General features: G+C 64.9%; 16 protein-coding genes. 12 read left to right on the forward strand and 4 right to left on the reverse strand.

Translation table 11 applies throughout. The annotated features are described in order from the left end of the window. Positions 1-329: 329 nt before the first annotated feature. Genes FOY91_RS01050 through FOY91_RS01065 form a run of 4 tightly spaced genes read left to right on the forward strand, consistent with a single transcriptional unit; the run spans position 330 to position 6,600 of the window. Positions 330-1,595, forward strand: a complete 1,266-nt coding sequence (locus FOY91_RS01050) for a TolC family protein (RefSeq protein WP_145147216.1) — start codon at positions 330-332, stop codon at positions 1,593-1,595. After that, entirely contained in the window at positions 1,592-2,764 is a 1,173-nt protein-coding gene (locus tag FOY91_RS01055; RefSeq protein WP_145147218.1) for an efflux RND transporter periplasmic adaptor subunit, read from the forward strand. The genes FOY91_RS01050 and FOY91_RS01055 overlap by 4 nt, the downstream gene beginning before the upstream one ends. A gap of 3 nt (positions 2,765-2,767) precedes the next feature. Further along, positions 2,768-5,995: an efflux RND transporter permease subunit gene (locus FOY91_RS01060; protein WP_145147220.1), complete on the forward strand. Its 3,228-nt coding sequence runs from the start codon at positions 2,768-2,770 to the stop codon at positions 5,993-5,995. Next, complete coding sequence (locus tag FOY91_RS01065; RefSeq protein WP_145147222.1) at positions 5,992-6,600, forward strand: cation diffusion facilitator family transporter; 609 nt, start codon at positions 5,992-5,994, stop codon at positions 6,598-6,600. The genes FOY91_RS01060 and FOY91_RS01065 overlap by 4 nt, the downstream gene beginning before the upstream one ends. 341 nt (positions 6,601-6,941) lie before the next feature. Here the strand turns inward: FOY91_RS01065 and cueR are convergent, their stop codons facing one another. Both cueR and FOY91_RS01075 read right to left on the reverse strand, forming a co-directional pair. Next, positions 6,942-7,337, reverse strand: coding sequence for a Cu(I)-responsive transcriptional regulator (cueR, locus tag FOY91_RS01070; RefSeq protein ID WP_145147225.1), 396 nt, complete (start codon positions 7,335-7,337; stop codon positions 6,942-6,944). Beyond that, entirely contained in the window at positions 7,334-9,595 is a 2,262-nt protein-coding gene (locus tag FOY91_RS01075; RefSeq protein ID WP_238995164.1) for a heavy metal translocating P-type ATPase, read from the reverse strand. The genes cueR and FOY91_RS01075 overlap by 4 nt, the downstream gene beginning before the upstream one ends. A gap of 415 nt (positions 9,596-10,010) precedes the next feature. Between FOY91_RS01075 and FOY91_RS01080 the strand changes: the two genes are divergently transcribed. Then, positions 10,011-10,343: a four-helix bundle copper-binding protein gene (locus tag FOY91_RS01080; RefSeq protein ID WP_145147227.1), complete on the forward strand. Its 333-nt coding sequence runs from the start codon at positions 10,011-10,013 to the stop codon at positions 10,341-10,343. A gap of 34 nt (positions 10,344-10,377) precedes the next feature. Here the strand turns inward: FOY91_RS01080 and copD are convergent, their stop codons facing one another. Continuing rightward, entirely contained in the window at positions 10,378-11,307 is a 930-nt protein-coding gene (gene copD / locus FOY91_RS01085; protein WP_238995157.1) for a copper homeostasis membrane protein CopD, read from the reverse strand. A gap of 2 nt (positions 11,308-11,309) precedes the next feature. Further along, entirely contained in the window at positions 11,310-11,681 is a 372-nt protein-coding gene (gene copC / locus FOY91_RS01090) for a copper homeostasis periplasmic binding protein CopC (RefSeq protein WP_145147231.1), read from the reverse strand. Between the two features lie 120 nt (positions 11,682-11,801). Between copC and FOY91_RS01095 the strand changes: the two genes are divergently transcribed. The 7 genes from FOY91_RS01095 (at position 11,802) to FOY91_RS01125 (ending at position 17,669) form a co-directional block, all read left to right on the forward strand. Next, complete coding sequence (locus FOY91_RS01095) at positions 11,802-12,074, forward strand: hypothetical protein (RefSeq protein ID WP_093330861.1); 273 nt, start codon at positions 11,802-11,804, stop codon at positions 12,072-12,074. Continuing rightward, on the forward strand, positions 12,071-12,511 hold the full coding sequence (locus tag FOY91_RS01100) for a periplasmic heavy metal sensor (RefSeq protein WP_145147233.1): 441 nt from the start codon (positions 12,071-12,073) through the stop codon (positions 12,509-12,511). Before FOY91_RS01095 ends, FOY91_RS01100 begins: the two co-directional genes overlap by 4 nt. Next, a complete protein-coding gene (locus FOY91_RS01105) occupies positions 12,508-13,101 on the forward strand; it encodes an RNA polymerase sigma factor (RefSeq protein ID WP_145147235.1) in 594 nt (197 codons plus the stop codon). Before FOY91_RS01100 ends, FOY91_RS01105 begins: the two co-directional genes overlap by 4 nt. Before the next feature lie 47 nt (positions 13,102-13,148). After that, complete coding sequence (locus tag FOY91_RS01110; RefSeq protein ID WP_145147237.1) at positions 13,149-15,125, forward strand: copper resistance system multicopper oxidase; 1,977 nt, start codon at positions 13,149-13,151, stop codon at positions 15,123-15,125. A gap of 62 nt (positions 15,126-15,187) precedes the next feature. Continuing rightward, complete coding sequence (locus tag FOY91_RS01115; RefSeq protein ID WP_476692370.1) at positions 15,188-16,333, forward strand: copper resistance protein B; 1,146 nt, start codon at positions 15,188-15,190, stop codon at positions 16,331-16,333. Continuing rightward, the gene (locus tag FOY91_RS01120; protein ID WP_145147239.1) at positions 16,324-17,079 is read left to right on the forward strand and encodes a PepSY domain-containing protein; all 756 of its coding nucleotides are present in this window, start codon (positions 16,324-16,326) and stop codon (positions 17,077-17,079) included. Before FOY91_RS01115 ends, FOY91_RS01120 begins: the two co-directional genes overlap by 10 nt. Beyond that, positions 17,079-17,669, forward strand: coding sequence for a DUF305 domain-containing protein (locus FOY91_RS01125; protein ID WP_203234455.1), 591 nt, complete (start codon positions 17,079-17,081; stop codon positions 17,667-17,669). Before FOY91_RS01120 ends, FOY91_RS01125 begins: the two co-directional genes overlap by 1 nt. Positions 17,670-17,746 lie beyond the last annotated feature (77 nt).

Genomic DNA, 17,746 nt, shown 5'->3' on the forward strand with positions numbered 1-17,746 from the left:
ACGCGACCGAAGGTGTGAGATGCGTTGATTTCACCGCCGCCAGCGCGCTTGAGCATAGCGCTAGTGACGGGGACCAAGTGCCGGCCGATGCTGACAAGTCCTACCCGCACCATCATGGTGGCTGCCACGGCCATCACATTGGTGTACCGTTTGAGGCAGGTCTCGTCGCCTCCGTAGATGGGCTGCCCATGGCCCATGGGTCTTGGAACCATGATCCGATGGCGCCGGTGCCTTCGGACCCAGCATTGAGACCGCCCCAAGCCTGACGACCACCTAATCCGCCGCACCGATCGCGTGCGGCATCCCAGGTTCGCCAGGAGTTCGTCACCATGTCCCGTATTATCGCGGCCTTACTGGCCGTGGCGTCGTGCGCATCGATCGCGCACGCGCAATCATCAGAGCCAGCACCGACCAGTCCCCCCCTCACGCTCGAACGGGCGTTGGCGCTCGCCGGCGAAACTGCGCCGAGCCTTGAAGCGGCCACGGCAGGGGTGCGAGCGGCCGTGGCGGGGCGTACAGTTGCCGGCTACCGCCCCAACCCGTCGATCGTTGCTGAAACCGAGAACGTCGCAGGAAGCGGCCAATATCGCGGTCTGCGCAGTGCAGAAACGACAGCCGGCTTGTCGCTCCCGATCGAGCTTGGGGGCAAGCGATCCGCACGGATCGCCGTCGCAGACGCGATCGGCAATCGGGCGCGCATCGGAACGGTGTTGGCAGAGGCCGATCTCCGGCTCGCCGTTACCCAGCTCTACATCCAGGCAGCGTCGGCCGAACGCCGCCTCGTTACAGCTCGCGAACAAGCCGGCATCGCTCGGGAGGCGCTACGCGCAGCCGGTGTTCGCGTGCAGGCGGGGCGTGCATCACCGCTCGAACAGCAGCGTGCCGATGTGCTGCGCATCAACGCAGAGACGGCCGTAGAGCGAGCCCAACGGCTTTCCGAGGTCGCGCGAGATAATCTTGCGCGGCGGATCGGCCAGCCCGTGACCGCGTCCTTGGACCTCGCATGGTATGATCGTGTCGAGGGTTTCGGGCCTGCGAGGCCGATCGAACCCGCCGGCACGCTGGCGCTAGCCGCCGCCCGTGCTGACGCTACGACGGCAGAGGCACAGGTTCGGCTTGCTCGCTCGCAGCGGGTTCCAGACGTGACGTTGAGTGCGAGCGCGCGACGGCTCGAGGCGACCAATGACGTTGCCGCAGTTTTCGGGGTCTCCATCCCCTTTCCTGTCTTCAACAACGGTCGGGCAGCTATCGCCCAAGCGCGTGCACAAAGCGATCAGGCGCAGGCCCTACGGCGTGCTGCCGAGTTGGACGCGGCGCAGGACATTGCAAACGCGCAGGCGGAGGTCGCGAATGCCGCTACCTCCGCACGCAATGCGAGCGGTCCGGTACTGGCAGCGGCAGCCGAGGCCGCTCGCATTGCCCGGATCGGCTACCGAGAGGGAAAATTCGGCCAGCTCGACTTGCTCGATGCTGAACGAACCCTGTCTGAGACGCGCACCGCCGCGATCGACGCGCTCGCCACTTATCACGACGCAAAAGCACGCCTGGAACGGCTCGTAGCCGCCGCGCCCTCGTCTGAGGAAAACGTTCAATGACAAAGATCATCATGCGGGCGCTGACGCCCGTGACCCTAGCTCTCATCCTTGCCGGATGCGGTGGAGCCGGCAGCAGCGGTGAAGCCGGCGAAAAGGCCGGAGCTGAAAAGACGGAAGGTGCCGAGGCCGGCGAGGCAAAGGAAGGTCCGAAGGACGTCGTCACACTATCCGCGCCGCAGATCGCCGACGCTGGGATCGAGGTTACGCGACCCACGGTAGGTGGCGTCGCCGGTGCGATCGAGCTGTCGGCAACGATCGAGGGTGATCCGCAGGGCGTACAGGTCGTGTCGGCATCAGTGGGCGGTCGTCTCGTATCGCTGACCCGCAATCTTGGACAATCCGTTGGTCGCGGCGATCCGCTCGCCATTATCGAAAGCCGCGAAGCGGCGTCGCTCAAAGCGGAGGTAGAGGCCGCTCGCGCGCGCTCCGCCCTCGCGCAATCGAATCTTCGTCGCGAGCAGCGGCTGTTCGCCGAGCGCGTGTCACCGGAACAGGATCTCGTTGCAGCGCGGACCGCCGCCACGGAAGCCAGCATCGCGCTTCGCCTGGCGCAGCAGCAATTGTCCGCGACTGGCAGCGGAGGCGGTGCGCTCAACCGCATTGCAGTGCGCTCGCCGATCGCCGGTCAGGTGATCGCGCGCTCGGCCACGCTCGGGCAGACGGTTGCGGCCGACGCCGAGCTTTTCCGGGTCGCCAACCTGTCGAAGGTGACGGTTGCGACTTCGCTGGTGCCGAGTGATGCAGGCCGCGTAAAGCCCGGTGCGCGTGTCGAAGTGACAGCAGTGGGTCGTCGCCAAGAAGGGCGCGTCACCTTCGTCTCCCCTGTCCTGGACGAGACGACGCGACTGGTTCCGGTGATTGTCACGCTCGACAATGCCGGGAGTACCTGGCGGGTTGGCGAGACGGTCAACGTCTCGATCTTGGTGCCGGCCAACGGAGACCGCACCGTCGCCGTGCCCTCGGCCGCGGTTCAGATGATCGAGGACAAGTCGTTCGTCTTCGTGCGCACTTCTACGGGCTTCCGGGCAACGCCGGTGACATTGGGACGCACCAACGGTGGTCAGGTCGTCGTCACGTCCGGGCTCACCGGCTCGGAGCGGATCGCCTCCACCAACAGCTTCACGCTCAAGGCCGAACTCGGCAAGGGCGAAGGCGGGGACGAGGACTGAGCCATGATCGGTCGCATCGTCACCCTCTCCGTCGAGAAGCGCTGGCTTGTCCTGCTTCTCACCGTCGCCGCGGCTCTGCTCGGGATCGGCGCTTTGCGCCAGCTCCCGATCGACGCCGTTCCCGACATCACCAACAACCAGGTGCAGATCAACGTCGTCGCCCCTGCCCTATCCCCTGACCAGATCGAGAAGCAGGTCGCGTTCACAGTCGAGACCGCGCTCGCCGGCATTCCTGGCCTCGAATATACCCGTTCGCTCAGCCGCAACGGCTTCGCCCAGGTCACAGCCGTCTTCACCGAAAAGACCGACATCTACTTCGCCCGGCAACAGGTCGCGGAGCGGCTGCGGACTGCGGAAGAGGATCTTCCCGAGGGCGTGAATCCCGAAATGGGTCCGATCGCGACCGGGCTCGGCGACATCTTCATGTGGACCGTCGAATACCGTGAGCTGGATCAGGTTCATCATCGCAACGGTGAGCCCGGTCTGCAACGCGATGGAAGCTACATCACACCCGAGGGCGATCACCTCGTCAGCGACGCGGACAAGGCGACCTACCTACGTACCGTACAGGACTGGATTGTTACGCCCCAGCTCAAGAGCACTGAGGGGCTGGCCGGGGTCGACTCTCTTGGCGGCTATACCAAGGAATACCTCGTTGTTCCCGATGTGCAGCGCATGGCGGCGATGCGCCTTACATTCCAGGACCTCACAACGGCACTGGAGCGCAACAACACCAGCGCCGGTGCCGGCGTCGTCAATCGTAATGGCGAAGGATTGGCGGTGCGTTCCGATGGGCGCGTGCGCAATGCCGATGAGCTTGCCCGCACCGTCATCGCCACCCGGGAAGGTGTGCCGATCCTGCTCAACCAGATCGCGACCATTCGGACCGGTCAGGCTCTCCGCATGGGTTCGGCGTCCGAGAATGGTCGCGAGGTGGTGGTCGGGACTGCAGTTATGCGGATCGGCGAGAATAGCCGCACTTTCTCAACCGGGGTGGCGGAACGCCTGACGGAAATCGGCAGATCGCTGCCGGTCGATGTGGTTGTGAAGCCCGTCATGAACCGGACCGAGCTGGTGAACTCCACCATCTCTACGGTTGCTCGCAACCTCGCCGAAGGCGCGGTGCTGGTCATCGTCGTGTTGTTCGCACTTCTAGGAAATTTCCGGGCGGCGCTGATCGCGGCACTCGTCATCCCGATCACGATGCTGCTCACCAGCATCGGCATGTTGGAGGCCGGCGTTTCGGCAAATCTGATGAGCCTGGGCGCGCTCGATTTTGGCCTGATCGTCGATGGTGCCGTCATCATCGTCGAGAATGCATTGCGGCGTCTCGCGGAAGCGCAGCATGGCCGTGACGGCGTTCTGACATTGGCGCAGCGGCTTGAACTGGTGGCGGCCTCGGCTCGTGAAATGATCCGTCCGTCCGTTTACGGTCAAGCGATCATCATCCTCGTCTATGCGCCCTTGCTCACCTTCACCGGTGTCGAGGGCAAGATGTTCGAGCCAATGGCACTCACCGTCATCATCGCGCTCGTGTTCGCCTTTATCCTCTCGCTAACCTTCGTGCCCGCAGCGATCGCCATTTGGCTGAGCAAGCGTGTGGAGGAGAAGGAAAGCCGGGCCGTGATGTTCCTCCGGCAGCGCTACGAACCGGGCCTCGATGCAGCGATGCGGCGCCCGACGTTGACCATGGGTGTCGCGGTGGGGGCTCTGGCACTCGCGGCGGCTGCCTTTACGACTTTGGGGCAGGAGTTCCTGCCCCAGCTCGACGAAGGTAATATCCTCGTGCAGGCTGTACGTATTCCCGGTACGTCGGTCGACCAGAGTCAGGCCATGCAGTTCCAGGTGGAAAAGGCTCTCGCGAAGGCACCCGAAGTTCGTTTCGCCTTTTCGCGTACCGGCACGTCTGAGATCGCATCTGACCCGATGCCGGCGAACGCCACGGATACGTTCGTTATCCTGAAGCCGAAGAAGGAATGGCCAGAGCCGGATCTCACGAGAGAGGAGCTGATAGAGCGCTTCGAAAAGCGTCTTTCGACCCTTCCTGGCAACGCCTACGAGATCACTCAGCCGATCCAGATGCGCTTCAACGAGCTGATCGCAGGTGTCCGCGGCGACATCGCCATCAAAGTGTTCGGCGACGACTTCGGCGAGATGAATGCCACCGCAGATCGGATCGCGGGTATCCTGCGCCGCACGAGGGGCGCCGCAGACGTGCGGGTCGAGCAGACTGAAGGACTGCCGATGCTTGATATCCGGCCGAACCGAACCGCAATGTCGCGTGTCGGGGTGACCGCTGGCGACGTGCAGGACACGGTCGCCGCAGCAATCGGCGGAAGGCAGGCGGGCATCATCTTCGAGGGGGATCGTCGCTTCCCGGTCGTGATCCGAATGGCAGAAAGCGCACGGTCTGACCTCACGGCCGTCGCCCAGGTGCCGGTGCCGACTGCCGCCGGCGGCTTCGTACCGCTCTCGACCGTGGCCGATATCGCCGTTGTCGATGGGCCAAACCAGATCAGCCGCGAGAACGGCAAGCGGCGCGTCGTGGTGCAGGCGAACGTGCGCGACCGTGACGTCGCTGGTGTCGTTGCCGATGCCCGCGCAGCGATCGACAGCCAGGTTAAGCTGCCAGCAGGGAGTTACCTGGAATGGGGCGGCCAGTTCGAAAACCTCGCCTCTGCACGTGATCGCTTGGCAATCGTGGTGCCGATCTGCTTCGTCGTCATCATGTTCCTGCTCTACGGGGCGCTCGGTTCCGTTCGGGACGCACTGATCGTGTTCACCGGCGTTCCGCTAGCGCTGGTAGGAGGGGTCCTGGCGCTCGTGCTGCGCGGTATGCCGTTCTCCATCTCTGCAGCAGTTGGCTTCATCGCCTTGTCGGGAATTGCCGTTCTCAACGGCTTGGTCATGGTGTCGTCGATCCACGACCTGATGCGGCAAGGCATGGATCGAGCACTTGCGGCGCATCAGGGCGCACTAGCCCGTCTTCGGCCTGTCGCAATGACTGCTCTTGTGGCTTCACTGGGCTTCGTGCCGATGGCGCTGGGGCACGGTGCTGGAGCGGAAGTGCAGAAACCTCTCGCAACCGTCGTCATCGGTGGCCTGATTTCTGCAACGCTGCTTACGTTGTTTGTGCTTCCAACGCTTTATGCCCGTTTCGGCAGCCGCATGCTGCCGACCTCGAACAACGATCAGCAGGCCGCGCCTACTGGTGAGGAGATCCCGGCATGAGCGAGGAAAGCTTTGATCTCGCCACGGCCGAAAAGCGCCGGACGCTCTGGATAGTCCTGCTGCTCAATCTGGGGCTGGCGGTAGGCTTCGGCGTGACCGGCATAGCCGCGGATTCTAGCGCTCTGATCGCGAACGGCCTCGACAACGCCTCTGATGGACTCGTTTATATCATCAGCTTGCTCGCCCTTTCGCGCTCACAGGCCTGGAAACGAGGGGCAGCGCTGACATCGGGCGTCTTGCTGCTGCTCTTCGCCGCTGGTGTGCTGTTTGATGCCGGGCGGCGCTACTTTTCGGGAAGCGAACCGCTCGGCCCCACGATGATCGGGATGGCGATCGTCGCGGCGCTCGTGAACGGGGTCTGTTTGTGGCTGCTGAAGCGGTTGCGCGAGCCCGACGTGAATATGCGAGCGGCCACGACCTTCAGCCTCAACGACTTCGTATCTAACGGCGGCATCATCCTAGCCGGCGTGATCGTCCTTTGGACTGGGCAGAACTGGCCGGACCTCGTCGTTGGCGTTGCTGTCGCCGCCATCGCGGTGAAAGGCGGCCTGGAGATCCTGCATGATGCCCGCTCCGACGCGGATACAGAAGATACGGATCAGTGAGCGCCGGTCATGACCATGGCGAACACGCCCACGCGACACCGGGCACCGGCATCCTTGAGACCTTAGGTGACAACGGGAAAGGGGCGGCGCTGGACGGAGGAGGCCGATGCGGAGCTCCGCCAGCGCGTGGCCGCCAGACAAACTCTAGCGACGATTGCGAAGGGATGAGACGTACGGTGGATGGGGTCCGTGGACGGGCTGCTCTTTTTTCGAATTACCCTGCCCTCGCCAACGCGGCCTTGCGAGACACGGTAAAGCATGGGTCGAGGTCGAAGCGGGACGGACCTCTGCCGGGTTCCAAGGCGTAAATCGGACTATCACGCCGGTTCCGGTTCAACATCTCAACGCCCGCTTCCATCAAGGCGATCGAGGATCGGGCAGTCTGGACGATCCTCACCGTGGCACGATCCCGCGAGATACACGAGCGAACGCCGCATGCCTTCGAGGGTCTCGATCTTCCGGGCAAGCTCGGCAACCCTAGCCTCAGCTACCGTCTTCACGTCCGCACTAGATCGCTCCCGGTCCGACCAGAGGCCGAGGAGCGCTCGAATGTCATCGATAGGGAATCCCAAATCGCGTGCGTTGGCGATGAAGCGCAGCCGATGAACGTCCGCTTCGCTATAGTCGCGATACCCACTCCCGCGCCGTGGCGGTGCGGGAACGAGCCCGATCTTCTCATAGTGGCGGATCATGCGCTGGGAGACGCCGCTGGCGTCCGACGCCGCTCCGATGTTCACAACTTCACCGCGTTGAGCCGCAGCGCGTTCAGAACGACAGTGAAAGACGAGAGCGCCATCGCCGCACCGGCTAGCATCGGCGAGAGCAGAATGCCGGCGACGGGGTAAAGCACCCCGGCCGCAACCGGCACGCCGATGCCGTTGAACAAGAACGAGAAGAACAGGTTCTGGCGGATGTTGCGCATCGTTGCGTGTGCGAGCTTGCGCGCCCGAACGATCGCCGACAAATCGCCGCGCGTGAGCGTCATGCCGGCGCTTTCGATCGCCACGTCCGTTCCGGTGCCCATCGCCAGGCCCACGTCCGCAGCGGCAAGCGCCGGGGCGTCATTGATGCCGTCGCCGGCCATCGCGACCTTGGCGCCGCTTGCCTTCAGCTCGCCTATGATGCGCGCTTTGTCTTCCGGCCGCAGATCGGCGCGCACGTCATCGAGACCGCCTACCGCGCGCGCGACCGCATCCGCGGTCCCACGATTGTCGCCGGTGAGCATGACGACGCGCAAGCCCTTTTTGCGAAGTGCGGCAATGGCGTCGCGTGCCGATGCCCGCACCGGGTCGGCGACCGCCAGCAAGCCAGCGAGCGCCCCATCGATCGCGACCAGGATGACACCTGCGCCCTCGCTACGATGACGATCAGCCGCGGCATCGACCGGCTTGGGATCAGCGCCGATCCGGCTCATTTGCGCGGGATTGCCGATGACGACCGAGCGGCCGTCGACCGTGGCGCTGACACCCAGGCCGGTTTGCGAGGCGAAGTCCGCTACCGTGCGGAGCTGCAATGCCCGCTCTTTAGCGGCAACGACGATCGCGTGAGCGAGCGGGTGTTCGGATTGCCCTTCGGCGGCCGCGGCAAGCGCGAGCATGTCGTTTTCCGCGACTGCGCCGACAGTCTCGATCGCGACCAGCTTAGGCTTGCCTTCCGTGAGCGTGCCCGTCTTGTCGATGACGAGCGTATCAACCTTCTCTAACCCCTGTAAGGCTTCCGCATTCTTGACCAGCACCCCGGCTGCCGCGCCCCGCCCGGTGCCGACCATGATCGACATGGGTGTGGCGAGCCCGAGCGCGCACGGACAGGCGATGACCAGCACGGCGATAGCGTTGAGCAGGGCATGGCCCATGCGCGGCTCAGGGCCGACTAGCGACCATACCACGAACGTCACCACCGAGATCAGCACGACCAGCGGTACGAACCATCCCGAAACCCGATCGGCGACCGCCTGAATAGGGGCGCGGCTCCGCTGCGCTTCCGCGACCATGCGGACGATCCGCGCCAGCATCGTATCCGAGCCGACCGCGCGAGCTTCCATGACCAGGCTGCCCGTGCCGTTCACCGTTCCCCCGGTGACAGCCGCTTCGACGCCCTTGAGGACTGGCGCGGGTTCGCCGGTGAGCATGGATTCATCGACCGACGAACGGCCTTCGACCACCACGCCATCGACCGGAATCGCTTCGCCGGGACGGACCCGCAGCCGATCGCCAGCGGCGACGTCAGCAAGACCGACCTCTTCCTCGGAGCCGTCAGTCCGCAACCGCCGAGCTGTCTTGGGAGCGAGATCCAGGAGGGCTCGGATCGCGCGCCCGGTTGCCGCCCTGGCGCGCAGCTCGAGCACTTGCCCGAGCAGCACCAGCGTCACCACGACGCCGGCCGCCTCGTAATAGACCGGAACCATCCCACCGTGCATCCGGAACGTCGCGGGGAACAGGCCTGGCGCGAGCGTCGCGACCACGCTGTAGAGGAAGGCCGCGCCGACCCCGATTGCGATCAGCGTGAACATATTGAGATGGCGGGTGTGGATCGAGGTCCACCCTCGCTCGAAAAACGGCAAGCCCGCCCACAGCACGATCGGTGCGGTTAGCGCGAGCTGGACCCACGGCGAGACCGTGGGGCTGACGACATTGATGCCGAGCATCTCGGCAAACATCGAAACGACGAGGAGCGGGATCGTCAGTGCGCCGGCCACCCACAGCCGGCGTGTGAAGTCGACCAGCTCGGGGTTGGGTGTGTCGTCGAGCGACGGTTCTTCGGGCTCGAGCGCCATGCCGCAGATAGGGCACGTCCCCGGCCCTTCCTGGCGGACTTGCGGGTGCATCGGGCACGTCCACATCGCCCCTGGCGTCGCTGTTGGCTCAGGTTTTGGCTTATCGCCGAGATAGGCGTTCGGATCAGCCAAGAACTTGGTCCGGCACCCGGCGCTGCAAAAATGATATTCATGGCCGGCGTGCTCGGCATGGTGCGCCGTTTTCGCTGGATCGACCGCCATGCCGCACACCGGGTCCGTTACCTTGGTCGCGTCGCCGGGCACCTTGGGTCCCGAACAGCAGCCACCCATTTTGCCGGCCTGTTCGACTGGCACTGACGCGGTAGAGGCCCCAGAGCAGCATGAAGCGGGCTCGGCAGCCGGCTCGGCTGACTTTGCTGAGCTGCCGCAACCCCCGGTATGGGCATGAGAATGAGGATCGTTCATGGCGTAACTCCTTCGACCCGGAGGCATGTAGGGTCTGACACCGTGTCAGGGTCAAGGCCAGGTCGAGCTTAACCCGCGACCGTGCGGCCAAGCCGCCTAATATGAGCTACGCGGCCGAAGGCGTTGCCCCTCGAAAAGGGCCAAGCAGGCGAGGGAAAGTGCGATCTGGCGCGTATCTCCTTTAGGGCGGGGATAAGACGGAGAATGACCGATGCATCAGATGGACCCGGCGATGAAGGCGTGCATGGACGCCTGCCACGAATGCCATATCACCTGTCTTTATATGGCGATGAACCACTGCCTTGAGGCAGGTGGGAAGCACGCCGAGCCGCAGCACATGAAAATTATGGCCGATTGCGCGCAGATTTGCGCAGTCGCGATCGACTTCATGGCCCGCAAATCCGAACACCATCGTCATATCTGCCGCGAGTGCGCCGAGATTTGCCGGGCGTGCGCGGCGAGTTGCGAAGGGCTCGCCGGCATGGAGGATTGCGTCGCGGCCTGTAACCGTTGCGCCGAGGAATGCGAGAAGATGGCCGCCTGAGCGGCGAGGCGGGCGGCATTTGGCCGCCCGCCCCTCACATCGCCGAAGCAGGCGGTTCGAGTGTTCCCAGCCATGCGACGAGCGCCAGGATCGCCACTGCGCAGCTCGCCTCAACTGCGAGGCTGCGCCGCAGGCCGCGAAGCGCGCCATGATGATCGACCGCGGTGATCGAGCGCTCGAACGCCGGCGTAAGCCGAAAGCGGTTGAACGACGCAAGCGCGAGCATCGCGCCGAAGAGGGCGAGCTTGGCGATCAGAAGCTGGCCGTAGACCGTAGCTGTGACGTTCGGCAGATTGGCAAGGCCGACCAGCAACCAGGCATTGACCATACCGGTGACGGCGATCGTGCCGACCAGGATCGTGCCCACCAAGCCGAACCCGTGCAGTGCGCGGTGCGTCAGCGTCAGATGGGTGGCATCGACGCGGCCAACCGGCCGGGCGACGAGAAGTACGAGCCCGAGCAGGGCTCCGGCCCAGGCCCCGCCGGCAAGCAGGTGGAGAATGTCGGCGCCCAGATGCACCCAGCCGGCAGCGCCCTCGTCCATCGCGCCGTGCCCTGTCCAGGCAAGCGTGGCGAGCGCCACGGCCGCGGCGAACGCCACCAGGCCGAGCCAAGCCGCGCGACCGGCTGCTACGAGAGCCGCGATCGAGGCCACCCCAAGCGCAGCCATCCGCGCTTCCCACGCGGTGCCCGTCGCAGACCCGGAGAGGAGCATCCCGATCGCATCCTGATCGACCGGCCAAGGCGGCGCCCCGGCCATCGCTGCGGCGAGCAGCGCAAGCGCGATCCCGGAGAAAAGGAGGCCGAGTAGGCCGCTTCCGACGAGCCAGGGGCGCAACGCAATCGCGTCGGCGCGCTCGCCGGCCTTGAGGCCATAAAGGCTGAAAGCCGACAGGCCGAACAGTCCGCTCAGCGTCACATAGAGCGCGAAGCGGACCGCGATCAGCGGCCAGTCGGTGTCCACTTCTACTTGACCGCGAACGCGAAGTTGCCAGCGACGCGGTGGGTGTCGGCCGAGACGACATGCCATGCGACGCTATAGCGGCCCGGTGCGAGCGGTGCCTTCGGCGTGACGACGAGGGTGCGGCCATCATCAGCGACCCCGGCGGCAGCCGCGACCTCCATCGGGGGGTGCGCCGTGCCGCCATGCGCGGTCATCATCAGGTCCGCGCCCGAGAACTTCGGCATCAGCTTCTCGCTGAACCGCAGCGCGAGGCGACCGGGCTTGGCGACCGTCGCGTTCGGCGCTGGTGAGGCGGACAGCAACTTAGGGTGAGCCTCGGCGCCGCTCGCAAGTCCGAGAATGGCGAAGGCGGCGGGGAGGATGACGCGACGCATGAAGTTACTCCATTATGTTCTGTCCATTCTACGCGACGCAATTGCGCACCCCTCATGCGGCCGGGTGAGGGATGATGGGCAGCGCTGCGTAACCAGTGTTAAGGGGACGGAGTGGAAAACATGGATGATCTGGACAGAGCGTTGGCGAGATTGGCGGGAGCACCTGTTCCGGCCGCGCTGGACGACGTCGAAGCACGTGTTCTCGCGCGGATCGGCACCCGGCCGGTCGTGCGGCAGGCCGGGCTCGGCATCGGTGTGGTGACGGTCGCGGCCTTGGCGATCGGCATGATCGGCGCCGAGCTGCCCGCGACCGCGAGTCCCGCGGTGTCGCTCGCACCGCTCGGCGGGGCCTCGCCGCTCGCACCCTCGACTTTACTGATAGGCGAGCCGTGACCTCGACCAAGCGCGTCGTTCTGTGTGTCGTCCTCGCCTTTCTCGCGGCGATCGGAGGCGTGTTCGTTGGACGTGCGCTGTTGCCCCAGCCCAAGCAGCCTGGCACCGCGCTGCACGAGGTATTGCACCACAAGCTCGCGCTCGATGCCGATCAGCAGGCTAAGCTGAAGGTTCTGGAGGACCGGTTCGCGGTGCAACGGCGCGCTCTCGAGCTGGAGTTGCGCGCGACCAATGCTCGGCTTGCCGAGGCGATCGAGGCCGAGCACGGCAACGGCCCGCGGGTCACGGCCGCAGTCGATCAGAGCCATGCCGCGATGGGCGAGCTGCAAAAGGCCACGTTGGCCCACATCTTCGCGATGCGGCAGCTTCTACGGACCGATCAAACCTCCCAATTCGACGCTGCGGTGGTGAAGGCGCTCACCGACGGCCAGGGGTGAGCCTCGATTGGACCACACTGTCCGATGGCGAGCTGGCGACGCTCAGCATCGCCGGTCGGCACGCCGCTTTTGCCGAAATCGTGAGGCGCTACCAACAGCCGGTGTTCCGGCTCGCGCGGGCATGCGTCGGCGAACCCGAAGAAGCGCTCGACCTCGTGCAGGAGACGTTCGTCGCCGCACACCAGGCCCTCCCGCGGTACGACGGGCAGCGCGCCATGAAGGCGTGGCTTTCGACGATCGCGATCAACAAGTGCCGTGACTGGGCGCGAAAGCGCACGGTGCGCCGGTTCTTCTCGTTTGCGGCCCCTATCGATCATCGGGCCGAAGCGGTGGTGGACGATCAGGTGGCGATCGACGACGGCGCAGCCGATCGTCAGGAGTTGGACCGGGTGACAGCTGCCATTTCGACTCTGCCCATGAACCTCAAGGAAGCACTGGTGCTGCGCACCATCGAGGGTTTGAGCCAAGCCGAAACCGCCGAGGTGTTGGGGATCAGCCAGAAGGCTGTCGAAACTCGCCTCTACCGGGCACGCTTGCGCCTCCTAGAAAAGTTGGGCGGCGCACAAGGGATGGGCGTGCGGGACGCGTAGAAGGGGTGAGACGGGCCGATAGCGGTCCCGCCCTTCGAGGAGCTTACATGTCGCGCGTACTCGACCGCCGCCAAGTGCTGCGCGGTGCCACCTTAGCCGGAAGCGGCCTTGCGCTGTCGGCGTACATGCCGGCGTGGGCGCAGCCGGTGTCCGCGGGCATTGCCAAGCCATTGCCGACGGTCTCGGGCGACGACATCACGCTGAAGGTCGCGCATCAGATGATGATGATCGATGGGCGGCAGAGCCATGCCATCGGCATCAACGGCACCGTGCCTGCGCCGCTCATTCGCTTGCGCGAGGGGCAGAATGTCCGCCTTCATGTCGTGAACGAGCTGGACGAGGAGACGTCAATCCACTGGCACGGGCTGTTGGTGCCCTTCCAGATGGACGGTGTGCCCGGCATCAACTTCCCGGGCATCCCCGCGCGCTCGACCTTCACCTACGAGTTCCCGATCATCCAGAGCGGTACCTATTGGTATCACAGTCACTCGGGGCTTCAGGAGCAGGAGGGGCATTACGGCCCTATCCTGATCGACCCCAAGAACCCCGACCCGGTGCAGTTCGATCGCGAGCACGTCATCGTGCTGTCCGACCACAGCTTCCAGCACCCACACTATCTGTTCGATCGCCTCAAGAAGGAGTCGGGCTATTTCAACCGTCAGCGCCAGACCTTGGGCGGGCTGCTGGCCGGCAAGGATCAGCCACTGAAAGAGCGGCTGATGTGGGGCAAAATGCGGATGGACCCCGCCGACGTCGCCGACGTGACCGGCTCGACCTACACCTATCTGGTCAACGGCCATGGCCCCAAGGACAATTGGACCGCGCTGTTCCGGCCGGGCGAGCGGGTGCGGCTTCGCTTCATCAACGCATCGTCCATGACAACCTTCAACGTCCGCATTCCCGGCCTGCCGATGACGATCGTCGCGGCCGATGGCTTGAACGTGCGGCCGATCCAAATTGACGAGTTCCAGTTCGGTCCGGCCGAAACCTATGACGCGATTGTCACGCCGCCCGATATGCGCGCCTATACGTTGGTGGGCGAAAGCGTCGATCGCTCCGGCATGGCGCGCGCGACGCTCGCACCCCGCGAGGGTATGGCGGCTGAAGTCCCACCGCTGCGCAAGCGCCCGCTCGCGACCATGAAAGACATGGGCATGGGCGGTCACGACATGAGCACCATGGATCACGGCTCCATGCAGGGCATGGAGAGCGGTGTGACTGGCGCGCAGGCCGGATCGATGGCGGGCATGGACCACAGCACGATGGACCATGGAGCAGGTGCCGGCTCGATGCAGGGCATGGACCATTCCCAGATGAACCATGGCGCGGCCGGCGCTGCTGCTGGCGCCATGGCCGGGATGACCGCGCCGCAAGCTCAGAGTGGCGCAATGGCCGGGATGGATCACGGGTCCGGTGCGATGCCGGGCATGACGGATGGGCAGTCGATGGCCGGCATGGACATGGGCAGCATGAACATGCGCGATTTTTCGAAGGCCCCGGGTGTGAAGAAGGGGCCAGGCGTCCAGACCATTTCGGCCATGCCCGTCGATCGCACCGGCGAGCCAGGTCAGGGACTGGAGAATGTCGGGCACCGCGTGCTGACCTATCGCGATCTGGTTGCCCTAGACCGCAATCCCGACACGCGGGCACCCGAGCGCGAGATCAAGCTCCACCTTACCGGCAACATGGAACGGTATATGTGGGGCTTCGATGGCGAGAAGCTGTCGGAGAGCCCCGATCCGATCACCCTGCTGCACGGCGAGCGGGTGCGCGTCACCCTCATCAACGACACGATGATGGGGCACCCCATTCACATCCACGGTCACTTCTTCGACCTGGTAACGGGGAAAGGCGCATACGCGCCCCGGAAGCATACCGTGCTCGTCCAGCCAGGCGGGACGGTGAGCTGGGACGTGACAGGCGAGGAAGGCGATTGGGCGTTCCACTGCCACATGCTCTACCACATGCACGCAGGGATGATGCGCGTCGTCCAGGTCCGCAAGGCCGGGGAGGCAGCAGCGTGAAGCGGTCGCTCCTCCTTGTCGGCCTCGCATCGGCAGTCGCCAGCCCAGTGTTCGGGCAGAGCATGGATCATTCCATGCACAACATGCCGGGGATGACCATGCCGGCGAAGCCCGTGGCCAAGGCGACCCCCAAGCCCGCGGGGAAAGCGGCCGCGAAACCTGCGGCCAAACGGAAGGCCCCTGTTCGGCGCGCGGCTCCCCGTCGTGCGCCGACCGCATCGGCTCGGGCGGCCGATCCGCACGCCGGTCACGACATGAGCGGGATGCAGGGCATGAACATGGGCGGGCAGCGGGCCGCGCCCGCCCAGGACCCGCACGCCGGCCACGACATGTCCGCTATGCCCGGTATGGGCTCCCCGGCAGCAGCGGGGCAGGACCCGCATGCCGGGCATGACATGAGCGCGATGCCCGGTATGGCAATGGAGGGTAGCCAGGCAGGCGCCAAGGTCGGGACCGACCTTCCTCCCGGCAACAAGCCCGCTCCCGCGCCGTCCGGCGATCATCTCGCCGATCGTTTCTGGGGAGCGGATACCATGGCCAACTCCCGCGAGAACGACCTGCGGCGCGAGCATGGTGGGATGACCTACTATCAGGTGCTCTTCAATCTCGCCGAATATCAGGCCCGCAAGGGACGCGATGGCTACCGCTGGGATGGCGAGGCTTGGGTCGGAGGCGACATCAACCGGCTCTGGCTGAAGTCGGAAGGCGAAGGGGGGGTCGGCAAGACGCTGAAAAGCGCCGAGCTGCAGGCGCTCTACAGCCACGCCCTCGATCCCTATTGGAACCTCCAGGCCGGCGTCCGCTACGACTTCAAGCCCAATCCCTCGCGCACCTATGCGACGATCGGGATTGAGGGGCTGGCCCCCTACCAATTCGAGGTCGAGGGAGCGCTGTTCCTCTCCGACAAGGGCGACGTGCTCGCCCGCGCCGAGGGCTATTACGACCAGCGCATCACCAATTACTTCGTTCTCCAGCCCAGGGTGGAGGCCAACTTCGCGGCCCAGGACGTGCGGGAAACCGGGATCGGCTCCGGGCTGACGGATTTGGAGGCCGGTTTGCGGCTTCGCTATGAGGGCCGCCGTGAGTTCGCGCCCTATATCGGCGTATCGTGGGAACGGCAGTTCGGCGACACCGCCCGCTTCTCGCGGGCACGGGGCGACGACACGGGCGGCTTCAGCTTCGTCGCCGGCGTGAGGACTTGGTTCTGAGCCCCCGCCTTCGCCTCCACCTCGGAGCGAGCAAGATCCACCGTTGGCTTGCTCTTCTGATCGGCGCGCAGGCGATCGTCTGGTTCACCAGCGGCCTTGTGATGAGCCTGCTCCCCATCGACACCGTGCATGGCGATCACCGGATCGAACGGAACGCCGAGCCGGCGCTGTCGAGCACACAAGGCTTCGCACCGTTGCCCGCCTTGCTCGCGTCGGCCGGAGCGCCGGTCCGACAGCTTCAGCACCGCATGCTGCTCGGGCGACCGATCGTCGAGGCACAGCTTGTGGATGGTCACATCCGTCTGCTGGACGCTCGCACGGCTGCACCACTTCCACCATTGGATGCCAGGGTAGCCAGGACGATCGCTCAGAAGGCGTATCGGGGGGTTGGTGTGCCTGCGCCCACCATCGAGCGGGTCGAACGAGCCAGCACCGAGTATCGCGGGGCGTTGCCAGCTTGGCGTGTCACGTTCGCCGATGATGACGCCACCCGCATCTATGTAGCGGCCGACACGGGACGGCTCACGTCGGTCCGGACAGGAACGTGGCGGCTGTACGACTTCTTCTGGGGCCTCCACATCATGGATTGGACCGAGCACGAGCGGTTCAACACGCCGTGGCTCAACGCCTTTGCCGCAGGCGGTCTCGTCTTCGCAGTGTCGGGCGCGATCCTTCTCTTCATGCGCTGGCCGAGACGGGCGCGCCGCAAAGCCGGGGGGCATATTTCCAGACAGGGAGTCGCATGATGGATGACCACCAAGGCAAGATGGACATGAAGATGGGCTACGGTCGCTTCGCAGCGATGGTGGCGACCTCGACCGTTGTCATGTTCGGGTTGATGTACGTGAACGTCTATGCCCTCGGGCATATCGAATTTAGCCAGACACGGTTCTGGATGGCGTTCGTGATGGGCGCCACGATGGCGATCATCATGCTCCTCTTCATGTGGTCGATGTACAAGAACAAGCGGACGAATGCCGCAATCATCGGGGGTAGCATCGTGGTGTTCGCGCTCGCGCTGTGGCTCGTCCGCAGCCAGGAAACGGTGGACGACGTGAGCTGGATGAAAGCCATGATCCCGCACCACTCGATCGCGATCCTGACGAGCGAGCGCGCGCACATCAAAGACCCCGAGGTGCGCAAGCTGGCCGACGGAATCATCGATGCCCAGGTTCGTGAGATCACGCAGATGAAGCGGGCCATTGCCAGGCTCGAGGCAAATCCTACGCCTGCGAATGCGCCCGACCTACCCTCCTATCGTGACAAGCAGGTTCCCCCTCCCCCGCCTGAAACTGATGAGAGCGTAGGAGTTAATACCCTTCAGCCGATCCGCTGAATTCGATCACGGGCGTGAGGGATACGGTCGCCGCGCCCGTATCTCTCCTGTGAGTGGGGGTGTTTACACAGGAGCGA

It is taken from the genome of Alterirhizorhabdus solaris, from assembly GCF_007785815.1.
GTDB classification, from domain to species: Bacteria; Pseudomonadota; Alphaproteobacteria; order Sphingomonadales; family Sphingomonadaceae; genus Alterirhizorhabdus; species Alterirhizorhabdus solaris.

Coding starts and splice junctions, on each gene's coding strand:
- FOY91_RS01050 (WP_145147216.1), top strand. CDS start 330: ATGTCCCGTATTATCGCGGCCTTACTGGCCGTGGCGTCGTGCGCATCG.
- FOY91_RS01055 (WP_145147218.1), top strand. CDS start 1,592: ATGACAAAGATCATCATGCGGGCGCTGACGCCCGTGACCCTAGCTCTC.
- FOY91_RS01060 (WP_145147220.1), top strand. CDS start 2,768: ATGATCGGTCGCATCGTCACCCTCTCCGTCGAGAAGCGCTGGCTTGTC.
- FOY91_RS01065 (WP_145147222.1), top strand. CDS start 5,992: ATGAGCGAGGAAAGCTTTGATCTCGCCACGGCCGAAAAGCGCCGGACG.
- FOY91_RS01075 (WP_238995164.1), bottom strand. CDS start 9,595: ATGGCGGTCGATCCAGCGAAAACGGCGCACCATGCCGAGCACGCCGGC.
- FOY91_RS01080 (WP_145147227.1), top strand. CDS start 10,011: ATGCATCAGATGGACCCGGCGATGAAGGCGTGCATGGACGCCTGCCAC.
- copC (WP_145147231.1), bottom strand. CDS start 11,681: ATGCGTCGCGTCATCCTCCCCGCCGCCTTCGCCATTCTCGGACTTGCG.
- FOY91_RS01095 (WP_093330861.1), top strand. CDS start 11,802: ATGGATGATCTGGACAGAGCGTTGGCGAGATTGGCGGGAGCACCTGTT.
- FOY91_RS01110 (WP_145147237.1), top strand. CDS start 13,149: ATGTCGCGCGTACTCGACCGCCGCCAAGTGCTGCGCGGTGCCACCTTA.
- FOY91_RS01115 (WP_476692370.1), top strand. CDS start 15,188: ATGGATCATTCCATGCACAACATGCCGGGGATGACCATGCCGGCGAAG.
- FOY91_RS01125 (WP_203234455.1), top strand. CDS start 17,079: ATGGATGACCACCAAGGCAAGATGGACATGAAGATGGGCTACGGTCGC.